Annotated in this window: 24 protein-coding genes; 1 reads left to right on the forward strand and 23 read right to left on the reverse strand. The window is 40.3% G+C overall.

Translation table 11 applies throughout. From position 1 onward, the window contains the following. Positions 1 to 10 precede the first annotated feature (10 nt). The 23 genes from rsmA to rpmH all read right to left on the reverse strand — a co-directional run bounded on the left by rsmA (position 11) and on the right by rpmH (position 18,629). Positions 11 to 868 (reverse strand): 16S rRNA (adenine(1518)-N(6)/adenine(1519)-N(6))-dimethyltransferase RsmA, encoded by an 858-nt coding sequence (gene rsmA / locus BN6539_RS02970; RefSeq protein WP_440135581.1) that lies wholly within the window; start codon positions 866 to 868, stop codon positions 11 to 13. Beyond that, positions 865 to 1,407, reverse strand: coding sequence for a ribonuclease M5 (rnmV, locus tag BN6539_RS02975; protein ID WP_242869367.1), 543 nt, complete (start codon positions 1,405 to 1,407; stop codon positions 865 to 867). The genes rsmA and rnmV overlap by 4 nt, the downstream gene beginning before the upstream one ends. Then, positions 1,388 to 1,795, reverse strand: coding sequence for an FtsB family cell division protein (locus BN6539_RS02980; protein ID WP_082907327.1), 408 nt, complete (start codon positions 1,793 to 1,795; stop codon positions 1,388 to 1,390). The genes rnmV and BN6539_RS02980 overlap by 20 nt, the downstream gene beginning before the upstream one ends. Beyond that, positions 1,680 to 2,093, reverse strand: a complete 414-nt coding sequence (yabQ, locus tag BN6539_RS23395; RefSeq protein WP_067533691.1) for a spore cortex biosynthesis protein YabQ — start codon at positions 2,091 to 2,093, stop codon at positions 1,680 to 1,682. The genes BN6539_RS02980 and yabQ overlap by 116 nt, the downstream gene beginning before the upstream one ends. After that, complete coding sequence (locus BN6539_RS02990) at positions 2,090 to 2,344, reverse strand: YabP/YqfC family sporulation protein (RefSeq protein ID WP_067533694.1); 255 nt, start codon at positions 2,342 to 2,344, stop codon at positions 2,090 to 2,092. Before BN6539_RS02990 ends, yabQ begins: the two co-directional genes overlap by 4 nt. Before the next feature lie 113 nt (positions 2,345 to 2,457). Continuing rightward, a complete protein-coding gene (locus BN6539_RS02995) occupies positions 2,458 to 3,951 on the reverse strand; it encodes a M23 family metallopeptidase (RefSeq protein WP_067533697.1) in 1,494 nt (497 codons plus the stop codon). After that, complete coding sequence (locus BN6539_RS03000) at positions 3,918 to 5,198, reverse strand: DnaD domain protein (protein ID WP_067533700.1); 1,281 nt, start codon at positions 5,196 to 5,198, stop codon at positions 3,918 to 3,920. The genes BN6539_RS02995 and BN6539_RS03000 overlap by 34 nt, the downstream gene beginning before the upstream one ends. 10 nt (positions 5,199 to 5,208) lie before the next feature. Continuing rightward, the gene (locus tag BN6539_RS03005) at positions 5,209 to 5,400 is read right to left on the reverse strand and encodes a DUF1858 domain-containing protein (protein ID WP_067533703.1); all 192 of its coding nucleotides are present in this window, start codon (positions 5,398 to 5,400) and stop codon (positions 5,209 to 5,211) included. Between the two features lie 14 nt (positions 5,401 to 5,414). Further along, positions 5,415 to 6,731 (reverse strand): replicative DNA helicase, encoded by a 1,317-nt coding sequence (gene dnaB, locus BN6539_RS03010; protein ID WP_067533706.1) that lies wholly within the window; start codon positions 6,729 to 6,731, stop codon positions 5,415 to 5,417. 17 nt (positions 6,732 to 6,748) lie between these two features. After that, a complete protein-coding gene (rplI, locus tag BN6539_RS03015) occupies positions 6,749 to 7,192 on the reverse strand; it encodes a 50S ribosomal protein L9 (protein ID WP_067533709.1) in 444 nt (147 codons plus the stop codon). Positions 7,193 to 7,203: 11 nt separating this feature from the next. Further along, positions 7,204 to 8,958, reverse strand: coding sequence for a DHH family phosphoesterase (locus BN6539_RS03020; protein WP_067533712.1), 1,755 nt, complete (start codon positions 8,956 to 8,958; stop codon positions 7,204 to 7,206). A 130-nt stretch (positions 8,959 to 9,088) separates the two neighbouring features. Then, positions 9,089 to 9,613 (reverse strand): SprT-like domain-containing protein, encoded by a 525-nt coding sequence (locus BN6539_RS03025; protein ID WP_067533715.1) that lies wholly within the window; start codon positions 9,611 to 9,613, stop codon positions 9,089 to 9,091. Between the two features lie 98 nt (positions 9,614 to 9,711). Continuing rightward, positions 9,712 to 10,611, reverse strand: a complete 900-nt coding sequence (locus BN6539_RS03030; protein WP_067533718.1) for a ParB/RepB/Spo0J family partition protein — start codon at positions 10,609 to 10,611, stop codon at positions 9,712 to 9,714. Continuing rightward, positions 10,611 to 11,384 carry a ParA family protein gene (locus BN6539_RS03035; protein WP_067533721.1) on the reverse strand — a complete coding sequence of 258 codons (774 nt, stop codon included), beginning with the start codon at positions 11,382 to 11,384 and terminating at the stop codon, positions 10,611 to 10,613. Before BN6539_RS03035 ends, BN6539_RS03030 begins: the two co-directional genes overlap by 1 nt. A gap of 90 nt (positions 11,385 to 11,474) precedes the next feature. Further along, positions 11,475 to 12,269: a ParB/RepB/Spo0J family partition protein gene (locus tag BN6539_RS03040; protein ID WP_067533724.1), complete on the reverse strand. Its 795-nt coding sequence runs from the start codon at positions 12,267 to 12,269 to the stop codon at positions 11,475 to 11,477. Positions 12,270 to 12,360: 91 nt separating this feature from the next. Next, positions 12,361 to 13,065, reverse strand: coding sequence for a 16S rRNA (guanine(527)-N(7))-methyltransferase RsmG (gene rsmG, locus BN6539_RS03045; RefSeq protein WP_067533727.1), 705 nt, complete (start codon positions 13,063 to 13,065; stop codon positions 12,361 to 12,363). 1 nt (position 13,066) lies between these two features. Then, positions 13,067 to 14,944: a tRNA uridine-5-carboxymethylaminomethyl(34) synthesis enzyme MnmG gene (gene mnmG / locus BN6539_RS03050; RefSeq protein WP_067538021.1), complete on the reverse strand. Its 1,878-nt coding sequence runs from the start codon at positions 14,942 to 14,944 to the stop codon at positions 13,067 to 13,069. 14 nt (positions 14,945 to 14,958) lie between these two features. Beyond that, positions 14,959 to 16,335, reverse strand: a complete 1,377-nt coding sequence (mnmE, locus tag BN6539_RS03055) for a tRNA uridine-5-carboxymethylaminomethyl(34) synthesis GTPase MnmE (protein WP_067533730.1) — start codon at positions 16,333 to 16,335, stop codon at positions 14,959 to 14,961. Between the two features lie 60 nt (positions 16,336 to 16,395). Continuing rightward, entirely contained in the window at positions 16,396 to 17,187 is a 792-nt protein-coding gene (gene jag / locus BN6539_RS03060) for an RNA-binding cell elongation regulator Jag/EloR (RefSeq protein WP_067533733.1), read from the reverse strand. A gap of 23 nt (positions 17,188 to 17,210) precedes the next feature. After that, complete coding sequence (locus tag BN6539_RS03065; protein WP_067533735.1) at positions 17,211 to 17,906, reverse strand: YidC/Oxa1 family membrane protein insertase; 696 nt, start codon at positions 17,904 to 17,906, stop codon at positions 17,211 to 17,213. Between the two features lie 13 nt (positions 17,907 to 17,919). Beyond that, positions 17,920 to 18,150, reverse strand: coding sequence for a membrane protein insertion efficiency factor YidD (gene yidD, locus BN6539_RS21750; protein WP_074038057.1), 231 nt, complete (start codon positions 18,148 to 18,150; stop codon positions 17,920 to 17,922). Continuing rightward, positions 18,150 to 18,488, reverse strand: coding sequence for a ribonuclease P protein component (gene rnpA, locus BN6539_RS03070; RefSeq protein WP_067533738.1), 339 nt, complete (start codon positions 18,486 to 18,488; stop codon positions 18,150 to 18,152). Before rnpA ends, yidD begins: the two co-directional genes overlap by 1 nt. Before the next feature lie 6 nt (positions 18,489 to 18,494). Beyond that, positions 18,495 to 18,629 (reverse strand): 50S ribosomal protein L34, encoded by a 135-nt coding sequence (gene rpmH / locus BN6539_RS03075; RefSeq protein WP_067533743.1) that lies wholly within the window; start codon positions 18,627 to 18,629, stop codon positions 18,495 to 18,497. Between the two features lie 291 nt (positions 18,630 to 18,920). Between rpmH and dnaA the strand changes: the two genes are divergently transcribed. After that, positions 18,921 to 20,273, forward strand: a complete 1,353-nt coding sequence (gene dnaA / locus BN6539_RS03080) for a chromosomal replication initiator protein DnaA (protein ID WP_067533746.1) — start codon at positions 18,921 to 18,923, stop codon at positions 20,271 to 20,273. Positions 20,274 to 20,344: the final 71 nt, after the last annotated feature.

Raw genomic sequence — 20,344 nt, forward strand, 5'->3', positions numbered from 1 at the left:
CTTCCTCTTTCTATTCCCTTTTGCTGAAATAATTTGCTAAACTTGCAAATTCGTCTAAAGATAGTGTCTCAGCTCTTCTTTTCTCATCAATACCTGCATGAGAAAGACAATCTTTCACTTCCTCTTTTGTCACATCGCCAATTCCCATTAAGGAATTTGATAAGGTTTTTCTTCTCTGTCCGAACCCGGCCTTGATACAGCGGAAAAACATCCTCTCGTTTATCAGCTCCACCGGCTTGTCCTTGCGGATATCCAATCTGAGTACTGTTGAATCAACTTTGGGGACTGGAAAAAAAACTTCTTTCGGAACAACAGCCACTGTCTGTACTGTGCAGTAATATTGAACAGCAACAGAGAGCGCCCCATAAACTTTTGAACCTGGCTGTGACTTGATTCTGTCCGCTACCTCCTTCTGCATCATAATCGTGATGCTGTCGGCATGGACACCGCTTTCTAATATTGCCATGATAATCGGCGTAGTGATGTAATAAGGCAGATTCCCAATAATCTTTGCACTTCTGCATCCCGAATCATCAATAATCCTGTTTAAATCTGTCTTTAGAACATCCTGATTCACGATATCTACATTATCAAAATCATGAAGAGTATCTTCTAAAATGGGAATCAGGTTCTTGTCAATTTCTATTGCCGTAACCTGTTTAGCCCTTTGGGCAGCTTCATAGGTGAGAACTCCGATTCCTGGTCCAATTTCAATAACCAGATCCTCATCTGTTATCTCTGTAGCCGCTATAATTTTATCGATAATATTTTTATCTGTCAAAAAGTTCTGTCCTAAACTCTTTGACAGCCTGAACCCATATCTGTCTTTTATCTCTTTAATGGTCGAGGGTGCGTATAGCTTCATTATAATTCCTTTACTTTATCATAAAAATCTTCTTTCTTAATGTTAAACTGATTGAGTTTTTTTAAGAAAGTTTTACTGTTGCCATATCCGATAGACAGCAAATTTCCTAATCGTTCTCTTCTCTCTTTTGCTTCAGGACAACCGATCAGCCCACAGTTAAAAAGATCTTCTTCTGTAAAAGAATCTTTCCTATCACTAGTGGTGCAGTGGGCATGCCCCAGCGCTTCGATGATATCTTCCGGCGTAGCATTTTCTACGCCGACATTTCCGTTTTTTAAAGCCTTACCTTTCGGCAAAAATGCCTGTTTGCAGTCTGGGAATCGGTCTGCAATTTTTCGCCTGATTTTATTGCCTGCGTAATCGGGGTCTGTAAAGATGATGATACCCTGATTTTCATATGCCTTCTTTATGATTCCCCACATTGATTCCGGCATACCAAAACCATGGGTTTCAATCGTCAAGGCTGATACCGCACGATTGATTGCAGCCGTATCGTCTCGTCCCTCAACAATGATCGCTTCTTTAATTATTATCTTGTCCATTGCTGTCTGTTCCCTCGTCGTCAAGCACATAGAGGATTTCTCCCGGCCTGATTAATTTCAATTGTATTCTCGCCTGCTCTTCTATGTAATCGTAATCGTTGACATTTTTCAGTTCCTCTCGCAGAGAAGCCTTTTCTGAGGCAAGCTGTTTGTTTTTTTCCCGCAGATCGTTTTGCTCCGCTCTCAGGTCAAAGACATTTTTTACGGACACGCCAACGACCGCTATAAGTACGACTACTATAACGGTCACAACAATTCTCACTCTATTGATTTTAACTCTTTTTTTCTTTTTTGTGCTTTTTTTTCTTTCTTCGCGAAATTCTTCCAGGTCGTTTTGCGTGTTCCTCTGTTCGAATTCCTGAAGTCTCCCTTTTGTCCTCTTCTTCATAATTGTTACCCCTGTCAATTATAATACCATAAATGACCTTTTTCCACAATAATACGCCTGCACAGAGGGAAAAAATTCCATATAATGTGATTACTCCATGAGAACCTTTATAGAGAAACTGACAAAATAAAAAAGCTGCACAAAGCCAGGACCCAAAATAGATAAAAATTGAAACCCTTGACTTTACGCCAAACCGTCTCATAAGTGTATCTCTGACTTCAAAGATCATCATCATCGCCAGACCACAATAAAACATGATAAAGAGTTGAAACAGCTCTCTCTGTATCAGTGCTGTCATTTTCTAAACCTGTCAATAAACTTTGTCTTTGCTTTTTTCTTCGTATATGTCAGCGCCTCAATTTCTCCCTCAGCGACTAATTTTCCGTCCTCCAGATCCAATACTTCGATATGAAGATTCTTTCCTGTAATCACAAGGCCTTCATCTGCCAGATTCGCCAAAATAGTTTCTTCATCAAAGCCTTCAACTGAAGTTACTTCTGTAATGGTAATTTTCTTTTTATTTTCCATTTGGATATAATGATTTTCCATAGCCTACCTCCCATACAAACATTTCTGCTTATGAAAGTATATGCCGCAGAATCTAAATTCTTCCTACAAAGAAGTATATAGACAGGCCAAAAATGGCCTGCCTCATATTAGGATTACACATAATCAAATGGATTTTTCGGTGATCCGTTAATTCTGACTTCGAAATGGCAGTGGGAGCCGAAACTGTTTCCGGTATTGCCAACCTCACCAATTTTCTGTCCTTGGTACACTTTTTGCCCAACGCTTACGTTAACCGCACTGCAGTGTCCGTACCTGGTCATCTTACCGCCTCCATGATCTATATCTATGCATAAGCCATATCCGCTGTACCAGCCGGCACGGATGACAGTTCCTCCGTCAGCCGCCCTGATGGTTGTCCCTGTTGCACAGGCCAAATCCACACCTTCGTGCATTCTGCCCCAGCGCCATCCGAATGGTGATGTCATAGTATAGCCCGATACCGGTATAATTAATTTACCGGTCGGTGCTGTCTTCGGCACCGCTTTTGTGCCTTTAATGACTATTTTCTTTACTGCTTTTTTTATCGTCTTAGTTTCCAGCACATCTTTTTTGACCACTTCTCCATTGACCTTGGTAATCCTCGCTGTTACGACTCGTTTACCGTTGGAACCCTTTTGCTCCACTTTCGTATCACCTTTATACATAGAGCTGGATTTCTTGTAAACCGTCTTATATTTTACCTTTTCAGCGTAAGTGGACTTTTCTACAGTTACAACGGTCAATGCCGATGTGGCTTTGTCAATGATAATCTCATCCCCTGGAACCAAGGAGTTCATCTTCAGATCCGGGTTATTTTCCTTCAGTGTATCAAAATCCGTATTAAACTTTTCAAAGATCTCCCAATAGGTATCGCCAGGTTTTACTTCATAGGCTATTTCCTCAGAACCACCCTTCATAATCGACTTTGCAGCTTTTTTTACACTGCTGATATAGGCCAGCTTCGTATTGACTTTTTTAATTTCAACCTTTTCCTGAAAACCGACTTTCTCGTACTCTGTATTCTTTTCGTCTTCTTCGATGAATGTTTGCTGCACTTCCTTCAGAGCCTGCTGGGCAGATTTCTTGCTTTCACAGGTTACAAAATGTTGTCCATCGATATAGATTCCGTAGGCCTCTGCTTCCATATCGGACATATAAGTCAGCCTTTGCAGTACGGTGTCCACCTCGTCTACGTCTTTATCTAAAATGACGACGTTCTTAAATGTGATATCGTTGTCCTTGTCAATCTGTATTTTTGATCCGTATTCTTTAGACAACTCATCGCTGACCAAATCGAGAATCTTGATGACGTCTTCTTGATTTTTCACATACCCTAACGCCTTGCCATTGTACGAATATTCAAAACCTGTGGCATGATTAAAGAGCGCTACAACGGCGACGGCAACCAAGATAGCGCCGGCAAAATGTCCGAGCACGCTTTTCTTTTTGCCGGCCAAGTTTTTTCTGGTTCTGTGAATGTAGCTGGCTATCATATACTGAACGATCAGCGCCAGCCTGTCCACCCTGGTCTGTACTCTGTCATGCCAGTTGATAACACCTGCCGCTGCATCGACTATTTTGTTTCTAAACTTTTTTTCTTTACCCATATTTCCGCCTCTTCTGTACGCTGCTTAATGCATGAACACCGTTCCCCCAGATCGGTGATGCCGGTATCATTACATTTTTCACATGCATACTTTATATCGGTGTAGTCCATCTCAAAATTGTTTTCTGTAAGGATCACTGCCCTCTCTGCGGCCAGCTCGTCCATCACAGAATTAATTCGCTTACTTTCGTTTTCCGATGAACCCATGATCAACGCTTTAGAAAGCTGAGAACTCATTTTTCTGATTTCCTCATCAATCTCTTTGATTCTTGGAATCTTTTCATAAATCTCCCGTTTCTTTTGTTCCGCCTCTTTTTCAGCCTTTTCGCGCAGATAATCGTAGTACTGGTTCAGCACGCCCTGTGTTACTACGATGGTCTTATTGACGTCTACGCCTTTGCTGTCGGCCTCATTTCTCCAGTTTTCTAAAACTTTGTTTACGTAATTGAAGTTTGGACTCGATATACCTGCCGTTTTATTGCAGGCTTCCAGCACCCGCTCCATAGTATATCCCATCTGGTCAAACCAGGCGTCCATCATTTCCCTTTCAGCTTCTGTGGCATTTCTAGTAAAACCCAGCGCCTTTAAAACTCTTCTATACTTATAATATTTTTCATCTAGTTCCTGCAGCCGCTCGTTGACCTGGTCTACAGTTGCCAGTCCGTCGCTGGCCCATTCTTTTACCACCTTCTCTATGTACTTTAAACTAGTCTTATTCTTTTCTGTACAATATTTTATGGCAAAGAGAACAACCTCCGGCGTGGCATTGTAATCGCCAAGCCATTCGAGTATCTGACTGATTTCTGTCGAACTCAGTCCTCTGCCAAAGATCTGTTCAATTTCGTTGAACATAATCTTTACCGCTTTGTTTCCAAAGACATTGTCTCTTTCTTCTTTCTTTGTCTCGCCCTTTGCCGGTCCTGTGTTCTTTCCGTATAACAGCTCTTTAAGATTGGTAAATTCAACAATAAAATCGACGTTACCCTCACTATCCAAATAACGCTTTTTAATGGCTCCCATTTTTTCCCAGTAGTCCCAAGCTTCCAAAGTCTTTTTCTCTGTCAACCCCAGCTGTTTAGCCATGGTTTCGTTATTCATGTCCAATCCATGTTCAGCATACATGCTGGCATACAGGAACACCTTAACAAAATCACCCGGTGCCGCAGGCATATATTCGTTGATAAAAATATTTTCGACCTTTGAATCTAACAGATAAAAGTCTTTCATCTTTTCTTTGATAAAATTCATAGAAATTTCCTTATGCTTCTTTATTTAAGTCTTCAAGCAGCGCGGTGATATCGATATCGTGGCCGTCAGCTGCCTCTCTCAGCGTTTCTTGAACTGCTCCTGGACATCCAGAACAGGGCAGCCCATGGTTTTCGAATAGGACTTCCAGTCTATCGTCCAGATCCAAAATCTCACATACTTTCATGTCTTCCGTAATCTTCATTGTATTCACCCTTCTTACGCTTTATCGCTGAACTTGGTATATCTGGCGACCCAGGTTAAATCAAAGGTTTCTGTGGAACCACTTCTGTGTTTCGCCAAATTGACTTCACATACGCCCGGTTTTTCTGAATCCTCCGGGTTATAGTAATCATCTCGGTACAGGAACATGACCATGTCAGCATCCTGCTCTATGGAGCCGGATTCTCTAAGGTCAGAGAGAACCGGTCTATGGTTTGGCCTCTGTTCTGGCGCTCGGGATAGCTGAGACAATACGATAACGGGACAATCCATTTCCCTGGCCAACAATTTCAGATATCTGGATAACGTACTGATTTCCTGCTGCCTGCTGTCCGACTTGCCGTCAGCCTTCATCAGCTGCAGATAGTCAATAATGACCAAATCTAAGCCCTTCTCCGCTTTCAGCCGTCTGCACTTATTCTTCATCTCCAGAATGCTGACGCCAGGGGTATCGTCAATATGTATGTTGGTTTTGGAAAGAGAGTCCAACGCCATGTTAATTCTCTCCCAATCATTCCTCTCTATATTGCCAGTTTTCAATTTCTGCATTTCTACTCTCGACTCCATAGCAAGGAGTCTCTGGCCCAGCTGTGCTTTTGCCATCTCCAAGCTGAAAATCAAAACAGTAGCTCCCGATTTAACGGCCGCATTTTGCGCGATGTTCAATACGAAAGCAGTCTTACCCATAGCAGGTCTGGCCGCTACGATTACTAAGTCGGATTTTTGAAAACCAGAAGTCAACTCGTCAAGACGTTTAAAGCCCGTTGCCAATCCGATTACCTGCCCCTGTGTCTGAATCGCTTTGTCTATCATAGCCACATTTTCAAGAAGTACTTCTTTAATCGGCGCATAATCACTGCCCTGCCTCTGCTGTGCGATTTCAAAGATTCCCTTTTCAGCATAGTCAAGGATTTCTGATGGAGCCATTTCTTCTTCGAAACTTTTTTCCCTAATGTCTTCTGCAGTTTTAATCAGCTGCCGCATCGAAGCCTTCTCTGCAACGATTTTAGCATATTCCGCTGCGTTCGCCGTTGAAGGCGCTTCTGAAGACAGTGTGGCAACATAGGCTCTGCCTCCTACCATCTCCAAAGACTTTCTCTTTTTCAGATCTTCGCAGACTGTAACAATGTCGACGGAGACGTTGTTTCGAAAGAGGTCCATCATGACGGTAAAAATTTCTTTATGGGCGGCATCATAAAAATCGTCCGGTTTCACGACATCAATCACGTCCGCTAGGGCGTCTTTACTCAGCATCGCTGATCCTAAAACTGATTTTTCAGCCTCTGTATTATGTGGTGGAATTTTTTCAACCATTATTTGACTCCCTTAGCCTAATCTGTGATTTCCACACTCAGCTTTCCCACCACCTCGGGATAAAGCTTAACATCTACAGTAAATTTTCCTATATTTTTAATCGGATTGCCGATTTGAATTTTCTTCTTATCGAGGGTAATCCCGGTCTGTTCTTTTGCAGCCTCCGCGATGTCTTTTGAGGTAATCGAGCCGAACAGTTTGCCGCCCTCCCCTGACTTGGTCTTGATGACAACTTTTGCATTTTCTAATGCAGCCGCTACTTTTTCTGCCGCAGCTTTGTCGTCCGCTTTTTTCTGCGCTTGTAGTTCTTTCTGTTTTTCCAGATTTCTGATGTTGCCGTCGGTAGCCTCTGTGGCATAACCTTTCGGCAGCAGCATATTTCTCGCATAACCGTCACTGACCTTAACTACTTCACCAGCTTTGCCAGTGCCTTTTACGTCTCTATTTAAAATTACAATCATCTTATTACCTCCTATTTGTTATTTACGATCTCTAATACTTTCTCTATCACTTCCTCAGGGCTGCAGTTTACTTGCGCCCCGGCTGTCGTTAGATGGCCGCCGCCGCCCAGTTTCTCCATGATGACTTGTACATTCAGTTCACCGAGGGATCTGGCACTGATGACAGTCTGGCCCTTTTCCGTTCGCCCTGCAACAAAGGATGCCTTTACATCTTTGATATTCAGCAGTTCGTCGGCAACCTGAGAGTTAATGACTTGAGCGTCTTCGTTCCAGCCTTCGCAGACTGACGTTGCAATGCCATTGCCGCAGAATTCTGCTGCCGCAATACACTTTGCCCGCACTTTAAAGGTTTCCATATCTGTCTGAAAAAATCTTTTTACTTCTGTTGTATCTGCTCCAGCCCTGCGGAGCCAAGCTGCTGCTTCAAAGGTTCTGACGCCTGTTTTTACTGCAAATCTGTTGGTATCTATGGTAATGCCGCCAAGCAAAGCCTCCGCCTCTAATTTAATCAGCGTCTTTTTTGGCGCGGCATATTGCAATATTTCGCTCACTAATTCTGACGCGGAAGACGCATAAGATTCTATATAGGATAAAACAGGATTAGCCACGCAGTCTTCTGCCCGCCGGTGGTGATCGATCACAACGATCCTGTCGGTCAGTTCTAATAAATTCGCATTCTCTGCATAACTAGGTCTGTGCGTATCCACCATAATCACCAGTGTGTCTTTATCTGTCAGACTCTCTGCTTTTTTGTGGTTGATGAAATTATAATTTTCGCTTTCCTTTGCCTGTTTATAAATAGCCTGTAAGGAATCATTGATATCATTGAGTACAATATACGCATCACGTCCATACATAACGCACATACGATAAATGCCGAGAGATGCGCCAAAGCAGTCCATATCCGGATGGGCATGACCCATAATTATGACTCGATTTGATTGATCGATCAACTGTTTTAACGCATGGGCAACTACTCTGGACTTGCCTTTATTGCCCTTCTCAACAGTCTGCATCTTTCCGCCGTAATACTCGATCTTGCTCATTCTTTTGATGACCGCCTGATCCCCGCCCCGGCCCAAAGCCAGGTCCAAAGCTGCAGTGGCATATTCTTCTGTTGTCACAAGATTTTTCCCGCCTATGCCGATTCCAATACTCAGGCTCATTGGAAAATCTGCTTCTGTCTCAATCTGTCTTACATCGTCCAATATAGAAAATTTGCTTTCGATCATACCGTCCACATATGCATTTTGAAAGTACATGATATACTGGGTGTCTTTCATCTTATTGATTGATGCGTTGATTTTCGCTGCCCACTTTCTGATGGTCTTATCTACTTCTGCAGAAATGGTCATGCTCTTCTCTGGGGACGTGCTGGCAATTAATTCGTCATAATTGTCAATATTGATTTTCCCCACACAGGTTTTTTCATCATTATATCGATCTTTCAGATTTTCATAGTTGGTCACGTCATAGAAGAAGACCAGTAAATTGGCTTCTTCATCCTCCCCTACTTTGTTGATTAACAATCTGAATTGTTTTCCGTTTCTCTCCAGCATATAATACATGTCGTTTTCAACATCTGCATAGATATCCGATACTTTGATGCCTGTGAGAGCAAAAAAATCCGCATCTTCAATTCCATCATAAATAAACACTTCGCTGATGTGATCATTTGCTCTGACAACTTTGCCATTGCTGTTGACGATGCACATCGGCAGTGGAATGTATGACGATATTAACTTCCCAAATAATGTTTCTGACATTTTTTATTCCTCTTAATTAAACAGCTGTTCATAGCAATCATTTATAATATACCACGAAAGCCGCAGACTTAAGTGTAGTTTTTGTGATAATACAGTGCAGTCTATTCCTATAGTATACCATATTTTCGCTCTAATTCCAAAAGCTTTTCTCTTTTACGGAGAGCTGTCCTCCGCATTTTGAACACCTGTAGTTTCCTGGTTCTTTTACGACCCTGCTTTTTTTCATTCTATACCCAGTATTCCCGCATTTGGTACATCTTATTTCGTATCTATATGGCTTCTCTCGTCCATCGTCAAGTGTCGGTATTTCTGCCGTCGTCCTGATATGGTAGCCATAAATATTGTTTACCCTGGCAGCGAGAGATTTCCATTTCTGTCCATGATTGAGACAGCCTTTGCAGGTATGCAATAACTCGTGATGAATGATTTCTTTAATTCTTTGATCGGTTTCACCTTCTAGTATCGTCGAGATTTCTATTTCAAACTTTTCAACGCCCCGATTTACTGTTCTTTTACAACAGCCCAATCTGCGTTTTGCCCTACTGTTGGCTTTAATGCCTGTAATGCTTTCTGCGGGAAAAATATTAATTTTATGTAGTTCTTCTATTGCTTCCCGCATCAATTTTTCTAATCTGTCATGATATGTGTTTTTCATTTTTACTTCTCATATAATACTTGTCTATATCGTGAGACAAGTAATGCCCCTTGGCAGAGGCATTAAATAATCTGTTTATGTTTCATGTGAAACAACTTCTATAGTTCCACTGATTTCAACAGTTCGATCAAACGGTTCAGTTCATCGACACTGTAATATTCTAGTTGAATCGTTCCCTTCTTGCCTTTTTGATTGATTGAGACTTTCGTACCATATAGGTTCTTCAGTTCACTCTCAACGTGTATGGTATCGGGGCTTTTTGCTTTTTTTGCAGCTTTCTTTTTTGGCTTTCCTGCTGCCGCCGCCAACTCTTCTACTTTTCTAACAGATAGACCTTCTTCGATAATTTTTCGGCAAAGGTCTGCCTGCAGTTTTTTATCTTCAATGTTAATCAACGCTCGCGCATGACCTGTAGTCATCTTACCTTCTGTAACGAAGTTCTGAATTTCCTTCGGTAATTTTAGAAGCCGCAGGGCGTTAGTGATGTATGGTCTGCTTTTACTGACGCTTTTCGATACCTCTTCCTGTGTTAAGCCGTAGGTTTTAATCATCTGATTCAGCCCTTCCGCCTCTTCGATAGGATTTAGGTCTTCTCTCTGCATATTTTCAATAATAGCAATGAGCATATTTTCCTCATCAGTAAAATCTCTGATCAAGCAAGGGACTTCTTTTAGTTCTGCCTTTCTCGCAGCGCGCCATCTTCGCTCCCCTGCGACAATTTCATATCCTACTCTGTTTTTCCTAACAACTAAAGGTTGTATGATGCCGTGTTCGATGATAGATGCCGATAACTCCGCAATCTTTTCTTCATCAAACACCTTTCGCGGTTGATTTTCATTTGGTTTGATATTATTGATATCGATATATATTACAGAATTTCCTTCAACCGGTTTTTCCGCAATCACTTCTTTTTCTGGTTCCACCACTGGAGCTTGATCTGCGAACAAAGCATCTAAGCCTCTGCCTAACCCTCTGTTCTTTGCTTTTGCCGCTGCCATTATTTATCTTCCTCCCATTCAAGAAACTCCTCAGCAAAATCCTTATATGCCTCCGCACCTTTTGATTTAGGATCGTACTCAGTAATGGCCATACCAAAACTCGGCGCCTCTGCCAATCGAATATTTCTCGGGATAACAGTGGAATACACCTTTGAACCAAAGTATTTTTTCACCTCTTGTACAACTTGCACAGAAAGGTTCGTTCTGCCGTCAAACATACTCAGTATGACGCCTTCTATCTCAAGTTCTTTATTTAAATTCTTCTTTACCAATTCTATGGTGCTGACCAACTGGCTTACCCCTTCCAGCGCATAAAATTCACACTGAATCGGTATGAGCACGCTTTCCACTGCGGTCAGAGAATTAATAGTCAATAAACCCAAAGAAGGAGGACAATCAATAAATATGTAGTCGTAATCATCTTTTACCTTCTGTATGGATTTTCTCAATCTTGCTTCTCTGCCCTCTATCTCCACCATTTCAATTTCCGCACCAGCCAGGTCTACACTTGCCGGTATAATGTCCAGATTATCTATTCCCGTATGCATTACTGCTTTTTTTGTATCAAAATTATCCTCAATCAGCAAGTCATACACCGTGTAAGGAAGATCTTTTTTTGAAATTCCTATACCACTAGTCGTATTACCTTGGGGATCGATATCAAGCATTAATATTTTTTTATTCTTCATCGCCAGGCTAGCACCTAAATTTATATTAGTTGTCGTTTTTCCTACTCCGCCCTTTTGATTGAATATTGCTATTGCCTTTCCCAATGTTTTTCCTCCTGCTAAATTTTTTGCTACAATTTATTATATATTATTACGACACATTTTACCACAGTTTTGACAAAAATAAAGGATGTTTCACGTGAAACATCCTTTATTTTTAGGAATAACAATTTTTACTTCCATATATTCGCCTTTGTCCTCTTCGAATATTTTGGTATTTTCTTCCATTTCATGAATTTGAGCAAAGGCTTTTTTAATTGTGTTCATGTATATCTTGTAGCTTATGTAATTGATTTTGTGGCTCCTCCGAACCTCTGCCTCTTCTCTGCTGAGAAATTCTTCAACCAGCTTTTCTGTCTGTTTGACATTGAGATTATTTGCAATGACTCTTTGGAGCACTTTTTCCCTAATGTTTGCATCCTCAATTTTTAATAACGCTCGCGCGTGGCGTTCTGTCAACTTTGCTTCTATCAGTTTTTCTTGAATATCAGGCGGTAAAGTCAAAATCCGCAGTTTATTTGATATGGTCGACTGCCTTTTGCCAATTTTTGATGCTAACTCCCCTTGCGTCAAACCAAAGTCATCAATTAACCTCTTATAGGCGTAAGCTTCTTCAATAAAACTGAGATTTTCTCTCTGCACATTTTCAACCACTGCTATTAGCGCAGCATCTTTATCTCCAAAATCCTTAATCAGAGCTGGAATCTTTGACAGCCCGGCTAACCTTGCAGCTCTCAGCCTTCTCTCTCCTGCAATCAGGAAATAGCATCCGTTCTTATCTTTTTTGACAATAATCGGCTGTAAAACACCATATTCTGCAATAGAATTTTTTAAATCCATCAGCTCCTCTTCTGCAAAAAACTTTCTAGGCTGATCTGGATTTGCACACACTGAGTCTATTGGTAACTCAATACTTTTCCTTTGTAACATATAATCCCCCCTGCACCTTTTCTTAAATACAGAATAACACTTTTCCCGGGTAATTGAACACAAAAAATCCTACAAAAAAACCCATAAATATTCAATTTATGGGCTCTTTCGCTGGAGTTCCTGCTTTTCTAGGATATTTCGCAGGTGTTTCCTTTATTTTTTCAATTACTATGATATTATGATCAAAATCAACAAGATTTACTGCTTCAATTCTGCGTAGCTTACCGCCTAATATCTTTATGGCCTTTTCCGCCTGTCCCATCTCTTTTTCTGCATCTGGACCCTTATAGGCCAGGAGAAAACCTCCGACTCTGACAAAAGGCAGACAGTATTCAGTTAAAACACTCATATTTGCCACTGCTCTGGATACACAAAGATCAAACTTTTCCCGATAATCTCTGTTTCTAGCTAGTTCCTCTGCTCTGCCATGAACAGTAGTGACGTTATCCAGCCCTATAGAGGCCGTCAAATCGTCTATCACCTTCAGCCGTTTATGAAGAGAATCTGCTAACACAAATTCCTTGTCCTGCCCTATGATCGCTAGAGGCACTCCCGGAAAACCCGCTCCTGTTCCGATATCAATGACCGATTCTGCATTGACGTATTCGGGAAAATTGCAGCAGAGAATAGAATCAACAAAGTGTTTGATAATAAAGTCTTCACGCTCCTTGATTGCCGTCAAATTTATCTTTTCATTCCAGAGCAGAATGCCTTCCATATATTTTTCATACTGTTCTAAAATAGCTTCATCTTCTGGTATATGCAGTTTGCCAAATGCTTCTTTTAACTTTTTCATTTTACTTCTTTCTTCTCATCTTTTCCAAATATACTAACAATACATTAATATCCGCCGGGGATACACCGGAAATTCTCGATGCCTGTCCAACTGATCTAGGCTTTATTTGATTTAACTTTTGTGCTGCCTCAATCCTCAGACCTTCAATTGATTCGTAGTCCATAGCTTCATTTAGAGTTTTATTTTCTAACTTTTTAAATCTCTCTATCTGATGCATCTGCTTTGTTATATAACCTTCGTATTTAATCTGTACTTCCAATTGATTTTTTTCGTGAGACGAAAGCTGGGGTCTGTTTTGATCTATCTGAATGAGATTATCATAGGTCACTTCTGGTCTTTTTAAAAGCTCAGCTAAAGACGCTTTATTTTGAATCGGTGAACTGCCAATCTTCTCTAAATACGCCTTTGCATCTTTAGGGCTGACGAAGGTTTCCTCCATTCTGATTCTTTCTTTCTCAACAATCTGTTTTTTCTGTACATATCTCTGATAACGCTCTTCCGTTGCCAAACCCAACCTGTAAGATTTTTCCGTCAGACGCAAATCTGCATTGTCTTGCCTCAGAACCAGTCTATATTCCGCTCTGCTGGTCATAATTCTGTAAGGTTCATTAGTACCTTTTGTCACTAAATCGTCGATGAGAACACCAATATAAGCCTCGCTTCTGTCCAACACAAAGGGTTCTTTTCCATTTATTAACAGTGCAGCGTTAATTCCTGCCATTAATCCCTGGGCTGCAGCTTCTTCATATCCAGAACTACCATTAAATTGCCCTGCACAAAACAAATTACGAATATATCTACTTTCTAAATTAGGTTTTAAATCTAAAGGATCAATACAATCATATTCTATCGCATATGCAGGTCTCGTTATAATTATATTTTCTAAACCAGGTATAGTATGATAAAACTGTTCTTGCACATCTTCAGGCAAACTTGATGACATACCTTGTATATACATTTCCTCAGTATCTAGTCCTTCTGGTTCGATAAATGTTTGATGTCTCTTCTTATCTGCGAATCTATTAACTTTGTCTTCTATAGATGGACAATATCTAGGGCCTATGCCTTCTATCTGTCCTCCAAATAATGCAGACCTATGAAAGTTATTTCTAATAACAGTATGTGTGTCTTCATTTGTATAAGTCAACCAACATGAAATTTGTTCTTTCTCCAAATAATCATTCATAAAAGAGAAAGGAACAATTTCCGCATCACCCTTTTGTTCCGTCATCTTTGCGTAATCAAAAGAAGAGGCCAATGCTCTAGCCGGTGTCCCCGTCTTAAATCTTCTCAGTTTCATGCCGTGGGTCTTTAGGTTTTCTGCTAAATCAACAGACGGCGCTAATCCATTTGGCCCGCTGGAATAACAACTGTCGCCTATAAAAATTTTACCTCTCAGAAATGTTCCTGTGGCGAGAATGACTGCCTTTGCTCTGTAAAGAGTATGGTTTTTCGTTACAATCCCACATACCTGTCCTTCTTCCACTAAAAGTTCGACGACTTCCGCCTGCTTCATATCTAAATTTGGCTGTTTCTCTATGGTCTTCTTCATCTCTAAATGATATTTGTCTTTATCCGCTTGCGCCCGCAGCGAATGTACAGCCGGACCCTTTGCCGTATTGAGCATCCTGCTCTGAATAAAGGTCTTATCAATATTCTTTCCCATCTCTCCGCCGAGAGCATCAATTTCTCTCACCAAGTGACCTTTACCGGTCCCTCCAATGGATGGATTACAGGGCATCATTGCAATTGCCTCTAAATTGATGGAAAACAGTAAGGTTCGATTACCCAGACGAGCAGCGGCAAGTGCAGCCTCACAGCCGGCGTGACCAGCGCCGACTACAATGACATCATATTTTCCCATCAGTATTTTTTCCATAGTTCTTACCAACCCTATTTTCCTAAACAAAATCTCGCAAAGACTTCGTTTATAATATCATCCTGCACTGTTTCTCCGATGATCTCACCCAGCGCCTCATAACTGCTGTTCACGTCAATTTCAATAAACTCCAAAGCTTCTTTCTTTTTTGTCATCTCTATAGCGTCATCAACTGATTTTTCTGCCGACATTAAAAGGTTCTTATGCCTCACATTGGTGACCATGACACTGTCACTCTGACTGACTTTTCCGCCATAGACCATATCCACAATCTTATCTTCAATCAAATCAATACCCTGTTGTTTTTCCATTGAAGTTTCAATAATGACCGCCTTTGGCAGCATCTCAGCAATCTGTTCACAAAAAACGACCTGTTTTAAATCGATCTTATTTAACACGATGATGGCTTTCTGCCGCTCAATATGTTCTATAATTTCCAAATCTTCTTGACTCAATTCTCTACTCGAATCTATGATGAAAATAACCAGATCTGCATGGTTAAAAGACTCTTTTGACTTTTCAATTCCCATCTTTTCTATGAGGTCGTCTGTCTCTCTGATACCCGCAGTATCAGTCAATCTTACGGGTATTCCTTTTATGCTGAGATGTTCCTCAATTGTATCTCTCGTCGTTCCCGGTATCTCTGTAACGATGGCTCTCGCCTCGTTGAGCAGATTGTTCATCAGAGAAGATTTTCCTACATTTGGTTTGCCGATAATTGCGACATTTAATCCTTCCTGCAAAATACGGCCCGTATCTGCACTCTCGATCAGTCCTGCAACAGCTTTTCTCACCAACCTCAAATCTTGTTCTAATTTATCATATGTGATTTCTTCGATATCCTCATCAGGATAATCTATATTTACAGTGATATTTACCAAAACATCCACTAATTGTTTTCTAATTTCTTTTATTTTCTTAGAAAAAATGCCCTCTAATTGATTCAGCGCAACATCAAAAGTCTTGTCCGTCTTTGCTTTAATCACATCGATTACTGCCTCCGCTTGTGACAAATCCAAACGTCCATTTAAAAATGCCCGCTTCGTAAATTCTCCTGGTTCAGCCATTCTGGCGCCGTGTTTCAGCACCAATTCCAGCGTTCTGCGAAGTGGTACCATGCCTCCATGACAATTGATTTCAACTACATCTTCAACGGTGTAAGTCTTCGGACCCTTCATATAAACAGAGAGTACTTCATCTATGACCTTTTGAGAAAACGGATCTACAATCGTCCCATATGACATCTTTCGATTCTCAACTATAGTTGAATTAGCTGGCGCAAAGACTGTATCTAAAATCTTCTTTGCATTCTCTCCGCTGATTCTAATAATTCCAATGCCACCCTCTCCTGGAGGGGTTGCAATTGCAGCAATTGTATCTTCCATAATAATTCTCCTGCTAACCAGAATGAAAATAAGCCCGCAAATATTGCGGGCACATGCACTCGTTTTTTACTTCAGCTCTATGATTACCCTTCTATACGGATCCTGTCCCTCGCTTCTTGTCGTTACGCGGGGATTGTTCTGAAGAGTTGCATGAATCACCTTACGTTCATAAGGATTCATCGGTTCAAGCCTTACGCTTCTCTTTGTTTTTACAACTTTATCAGCAAGCCTGTTTGCTAATTTTTCAAGAGTCTTTTCTCTCTTTGATCTATAATTCTCAGCATCTACAACGACTCTTATGTAGTTTTCCTGATCTTTGTTTACTACAAGACTTGTCAGATACTGAATCGCATCCAAAGTCTGTCCTCTTTTACCGATAATAGTGCCGGAATCTTTACCCTGGATGTTAACAAATACGTTGTCGTCATTTGCTTTAGCCGAAATATCGATATCCAGTCCCATCTGCTCCGTTACTTCCTTTAGGAATACAAGGGCCGAATGGTCTTTGACTGCAGACAGATCTGCAGTTTCTGCTGCAGGGACAACAGCTGGTGCAGCAGATTTTTTAGGTTCCGGTTCAGGCTTTTTCTCTGGTTTATCTATCTTTTCCTTTTTCTGTGCCTTCACAGGTTCCGGTTTTGTCTTGACCTTTTCTTTTACTTCTTCTGCCTTTACCTTTTCAACTGGTTTCTTCTTCTCAACTCTGACTAAGGCCAATTTTGATCCAATTCCGAAAAATCCTCTTGATGGTTCTTCGAGAACTGTAACATCAACTTCATCTATCGTTAACTTCAGTTCAGCCAATGCAAGATTTACAGCGGTATCCACATCGGTTCCCCATTTTTCAGAAACATCCATATTAATTTTTCCTCCAATAGCTCTTACTTTTTCTTCTTTTTCGCTGGTTTATCCTTCGCTTTCAGAGCTTTTCTGATTTGATTGAAACGCAAATTAAAGAAAATCTGCATGAACTGGCTTATAAACCAATAAATTGCCAGACCAGATGGATAAGTTCTTGCAAGCCACACGATCATGATCGGGAAGAAATATTGCATCGCCTTCATCATGAAGTTTCCAGTCTGTGGATTTGGATTCGTCTGTTGATTCAGCCAGAAAGAGAAGAATGTTGCTACTCCAGCCAAGATAGGTAAAATCCATAAGTCTGGCTGACTGAGATCCTGAATCCATAAAAAACCTTCATGAATTGCAAAATACATCTCGTCAGAAGACACATATACCATAGGGTTTCTCAGCAAGGCAAATAAACCCATGATAACGATCATCTGCACGATCATCGGCAGACATCCTCCCATCGGGTTAAATCCTTCTTCCTTATACAATTCGGCCATCTTTTCGTTAAGCTTTTCTTTATCGTTTGCGTATTTTCTTTGAAGTTCCTGCATCCTCGGCTGCATATCAGACATGCCGGCTGTAGATAATATTTGCTTTTTATAAACTGGATATAAAGCAAACTTTACAATTACAGTTACGATTACCAGCGTGATACCGTAGTTTCCAACTATACTGTACAGCTGAGTCAGCAGCCAACCCAAAGGTTTAGCTATTATTCCAAACATTCATTTTCCTCCGTCATTTCAAAGGATCATAACCGCCAGGGTTTCCTGGGTGACACTTCAAAATTCGTTTTATTCCTAAGTAACTACCTTTAAATACTCCATACTTTTGCAGAGCCTGAATAAAGTAAGTGGAGCAGGTAGGATAAAACCTACAGGTAGGTGGAAATAGGGGTGAAATACAGCGTTGATAAACCTTAATCAGGAAAATCATTATATTCTTAAAGAATTTACTGATATATTTCATTATTTCTTCGTTACCCCGGTTCTTCTAAGCGCGGACTGCAGAGATTTTTTGACCTCTGCGCACTTAGCATTAGCAATAGTATTTCTGGCAATAAAAATAAAATCATAGCCTTCTGGAAGTTTCATCTCAGTAAGTCTGTAACTCTCTTTCATCAATCTTCTTGCTCTATTCCGTTTGACACTATTGCCGACTTTTTTGCTCGCTAAAAAAGCCATTCTGTTATAGGGAAGATTATTCTTTCTGAAAAACAGAACAACATATCTATCACCTATTGATTTACCCCTATTATAGATAGCAGTAAAATCTTTTTTTCGCCTTAGTACGTTTTTCCTAAGCATCGCAAATTAAGCAGATAATCTTTTTCTGCCCTTAGTTCTTCTTCTCTTAAGAACGTTTCTGCCATTTTTGCTGCTCATTCTTTTTCTAAAGCCATGCTCTTTCATTCTCTGTCTTTTCTTTGGCTGATAAGTCTGTTTCATTATCTTTTACCTCCTCAATGTAAATTTGCCGCATAATCTAAATTTCAATCTATGCACACATGTCTTACCATTATACTTTTAAAGACTTTGCTTGTCAACATTTTTGTCTTTTTTTGTTTTTTATTTAGGACAAAAAGGCTTTGAAGGAAGATATGCACAAAGTTATCCACATTGTATGGATAACTCTGAGGAAAATTTATTTTTCAGCCTTTTAAATTAACACTTGTATATGGATAACTTATTATGTACAATGTGATTAGAATTGTTATAACAAAAAGATGAAGGTGAAGTATGAAGAACATTCAAGAGATTTGGAACCAAGTTTTAAAAATAATTGAAGAAAATACGACCTCAATTAGTTATAATACCTGGTTTAAACCGATTAAAATTAATAGCATAGATAATAATGTAAAGATTGCCTACTTAGAATCTGAGGAAGACTTCATCATAAAAGTCCTAAAAGACAGGTATTTGCAGTTGATAGAGTCCAGCTTTAAAACTGTAACAGGAGAAGACTATCGTGTCGTCATCAAAAACAGCGAAGACTACGAGCAGGTAAAGGAAGAGGAAGCAGAAACAAATCAGCCGGTTTTAATGGATCCAAAACTCCGCAAGCAAAAGATTTTTAATCCCAGATATACTTTTGACAACTTTGTCGTCGGTAACAGCAATAAATATGCACACGCAGCATCTCTTGCTGTCGCCGAGTCTCCTTCCGAAGCGTATAATCCCCTCTTTATTTACGGCGGTTCTGGGCTGGGAAAAACCCATCTGATGAATGCAATCGGTATTTATCTATTAGAAAATAATGAAAATCTCAACGTTTTATACGTTTCATCTGAGATGTTTACCAATGAATTCATTAAAGCTCTGGGAGAGAATAAGACGAGGGAGTTTAAAAACAAATATAGAAAAGTCGACGTTCTATTGATTGACGATATACAATTTCTCGAAGGAAAAGATACCATGCAGGAAGAGTTCTTCCATACCTTTAACTCTCTGTACGATCTCAATAAACAGATTGTCATCTCCAGTGACAGAGCGCCCAATAAGTTAGTAAAATTGGAGGAACGACTGAGATCCAGATTTATGTGGAATCTGATTGCAGACCTGCAGCCGGCGGATTACGAAACACGAGTCGCAATTTTGATGAAAAAAGCGGAAAACGCCAATATTGAAATCGATGACGATTTATACGAGGTAATCTGTCTGATTGCTGAAAAAATCAAGGACAACATCAGAGAACTGGAAGGCGCTTTTAACAGAATCGTCAGCTTTTCAACCTTGATGGACGAAAAGATTGATAAAGTCTTCGCAAAGAGAATTTTGAAAGACATCATTCAAAACAGCGGTACTTCGGCTACCCCTGAAAAAATTAAGACCATCGTCAGCAGGTACTTTAACATCAAGGTTTCTGATATGGAAAGTTCTAAACGAACCAACAGTATTGCATTTCCTCGCCAGGTCGCCATGTTTCTCTGCAGAGACATGACAGATTATTCTCTTCCTAAGATAGGAAACCTCTTTGGAGGCAGACATTATACGACGGTCATGCATGCCTGTGAAAAGATTCAGGCTGAGATACATAACAACGATTCAGTTAAAGAGGTAATAGAAAACCTAAAGAAGGAAATTTCTGAATAAAAATCGAAAGTTATCCACATAAAACGAACATTAAGTTTTGACGTAATTGCAAAGGGTCTGAAAGTTATCCA

Origin of the sequence: Emergencia timonensis, assembly GCF_900086585.1 — a bacterium.
GTDB lineage: Bacteria > Bacillota > Clostridia > Peptostreptococcales > Anaerovoracaceae > Senimuribacter > Senimuribacter timonensis.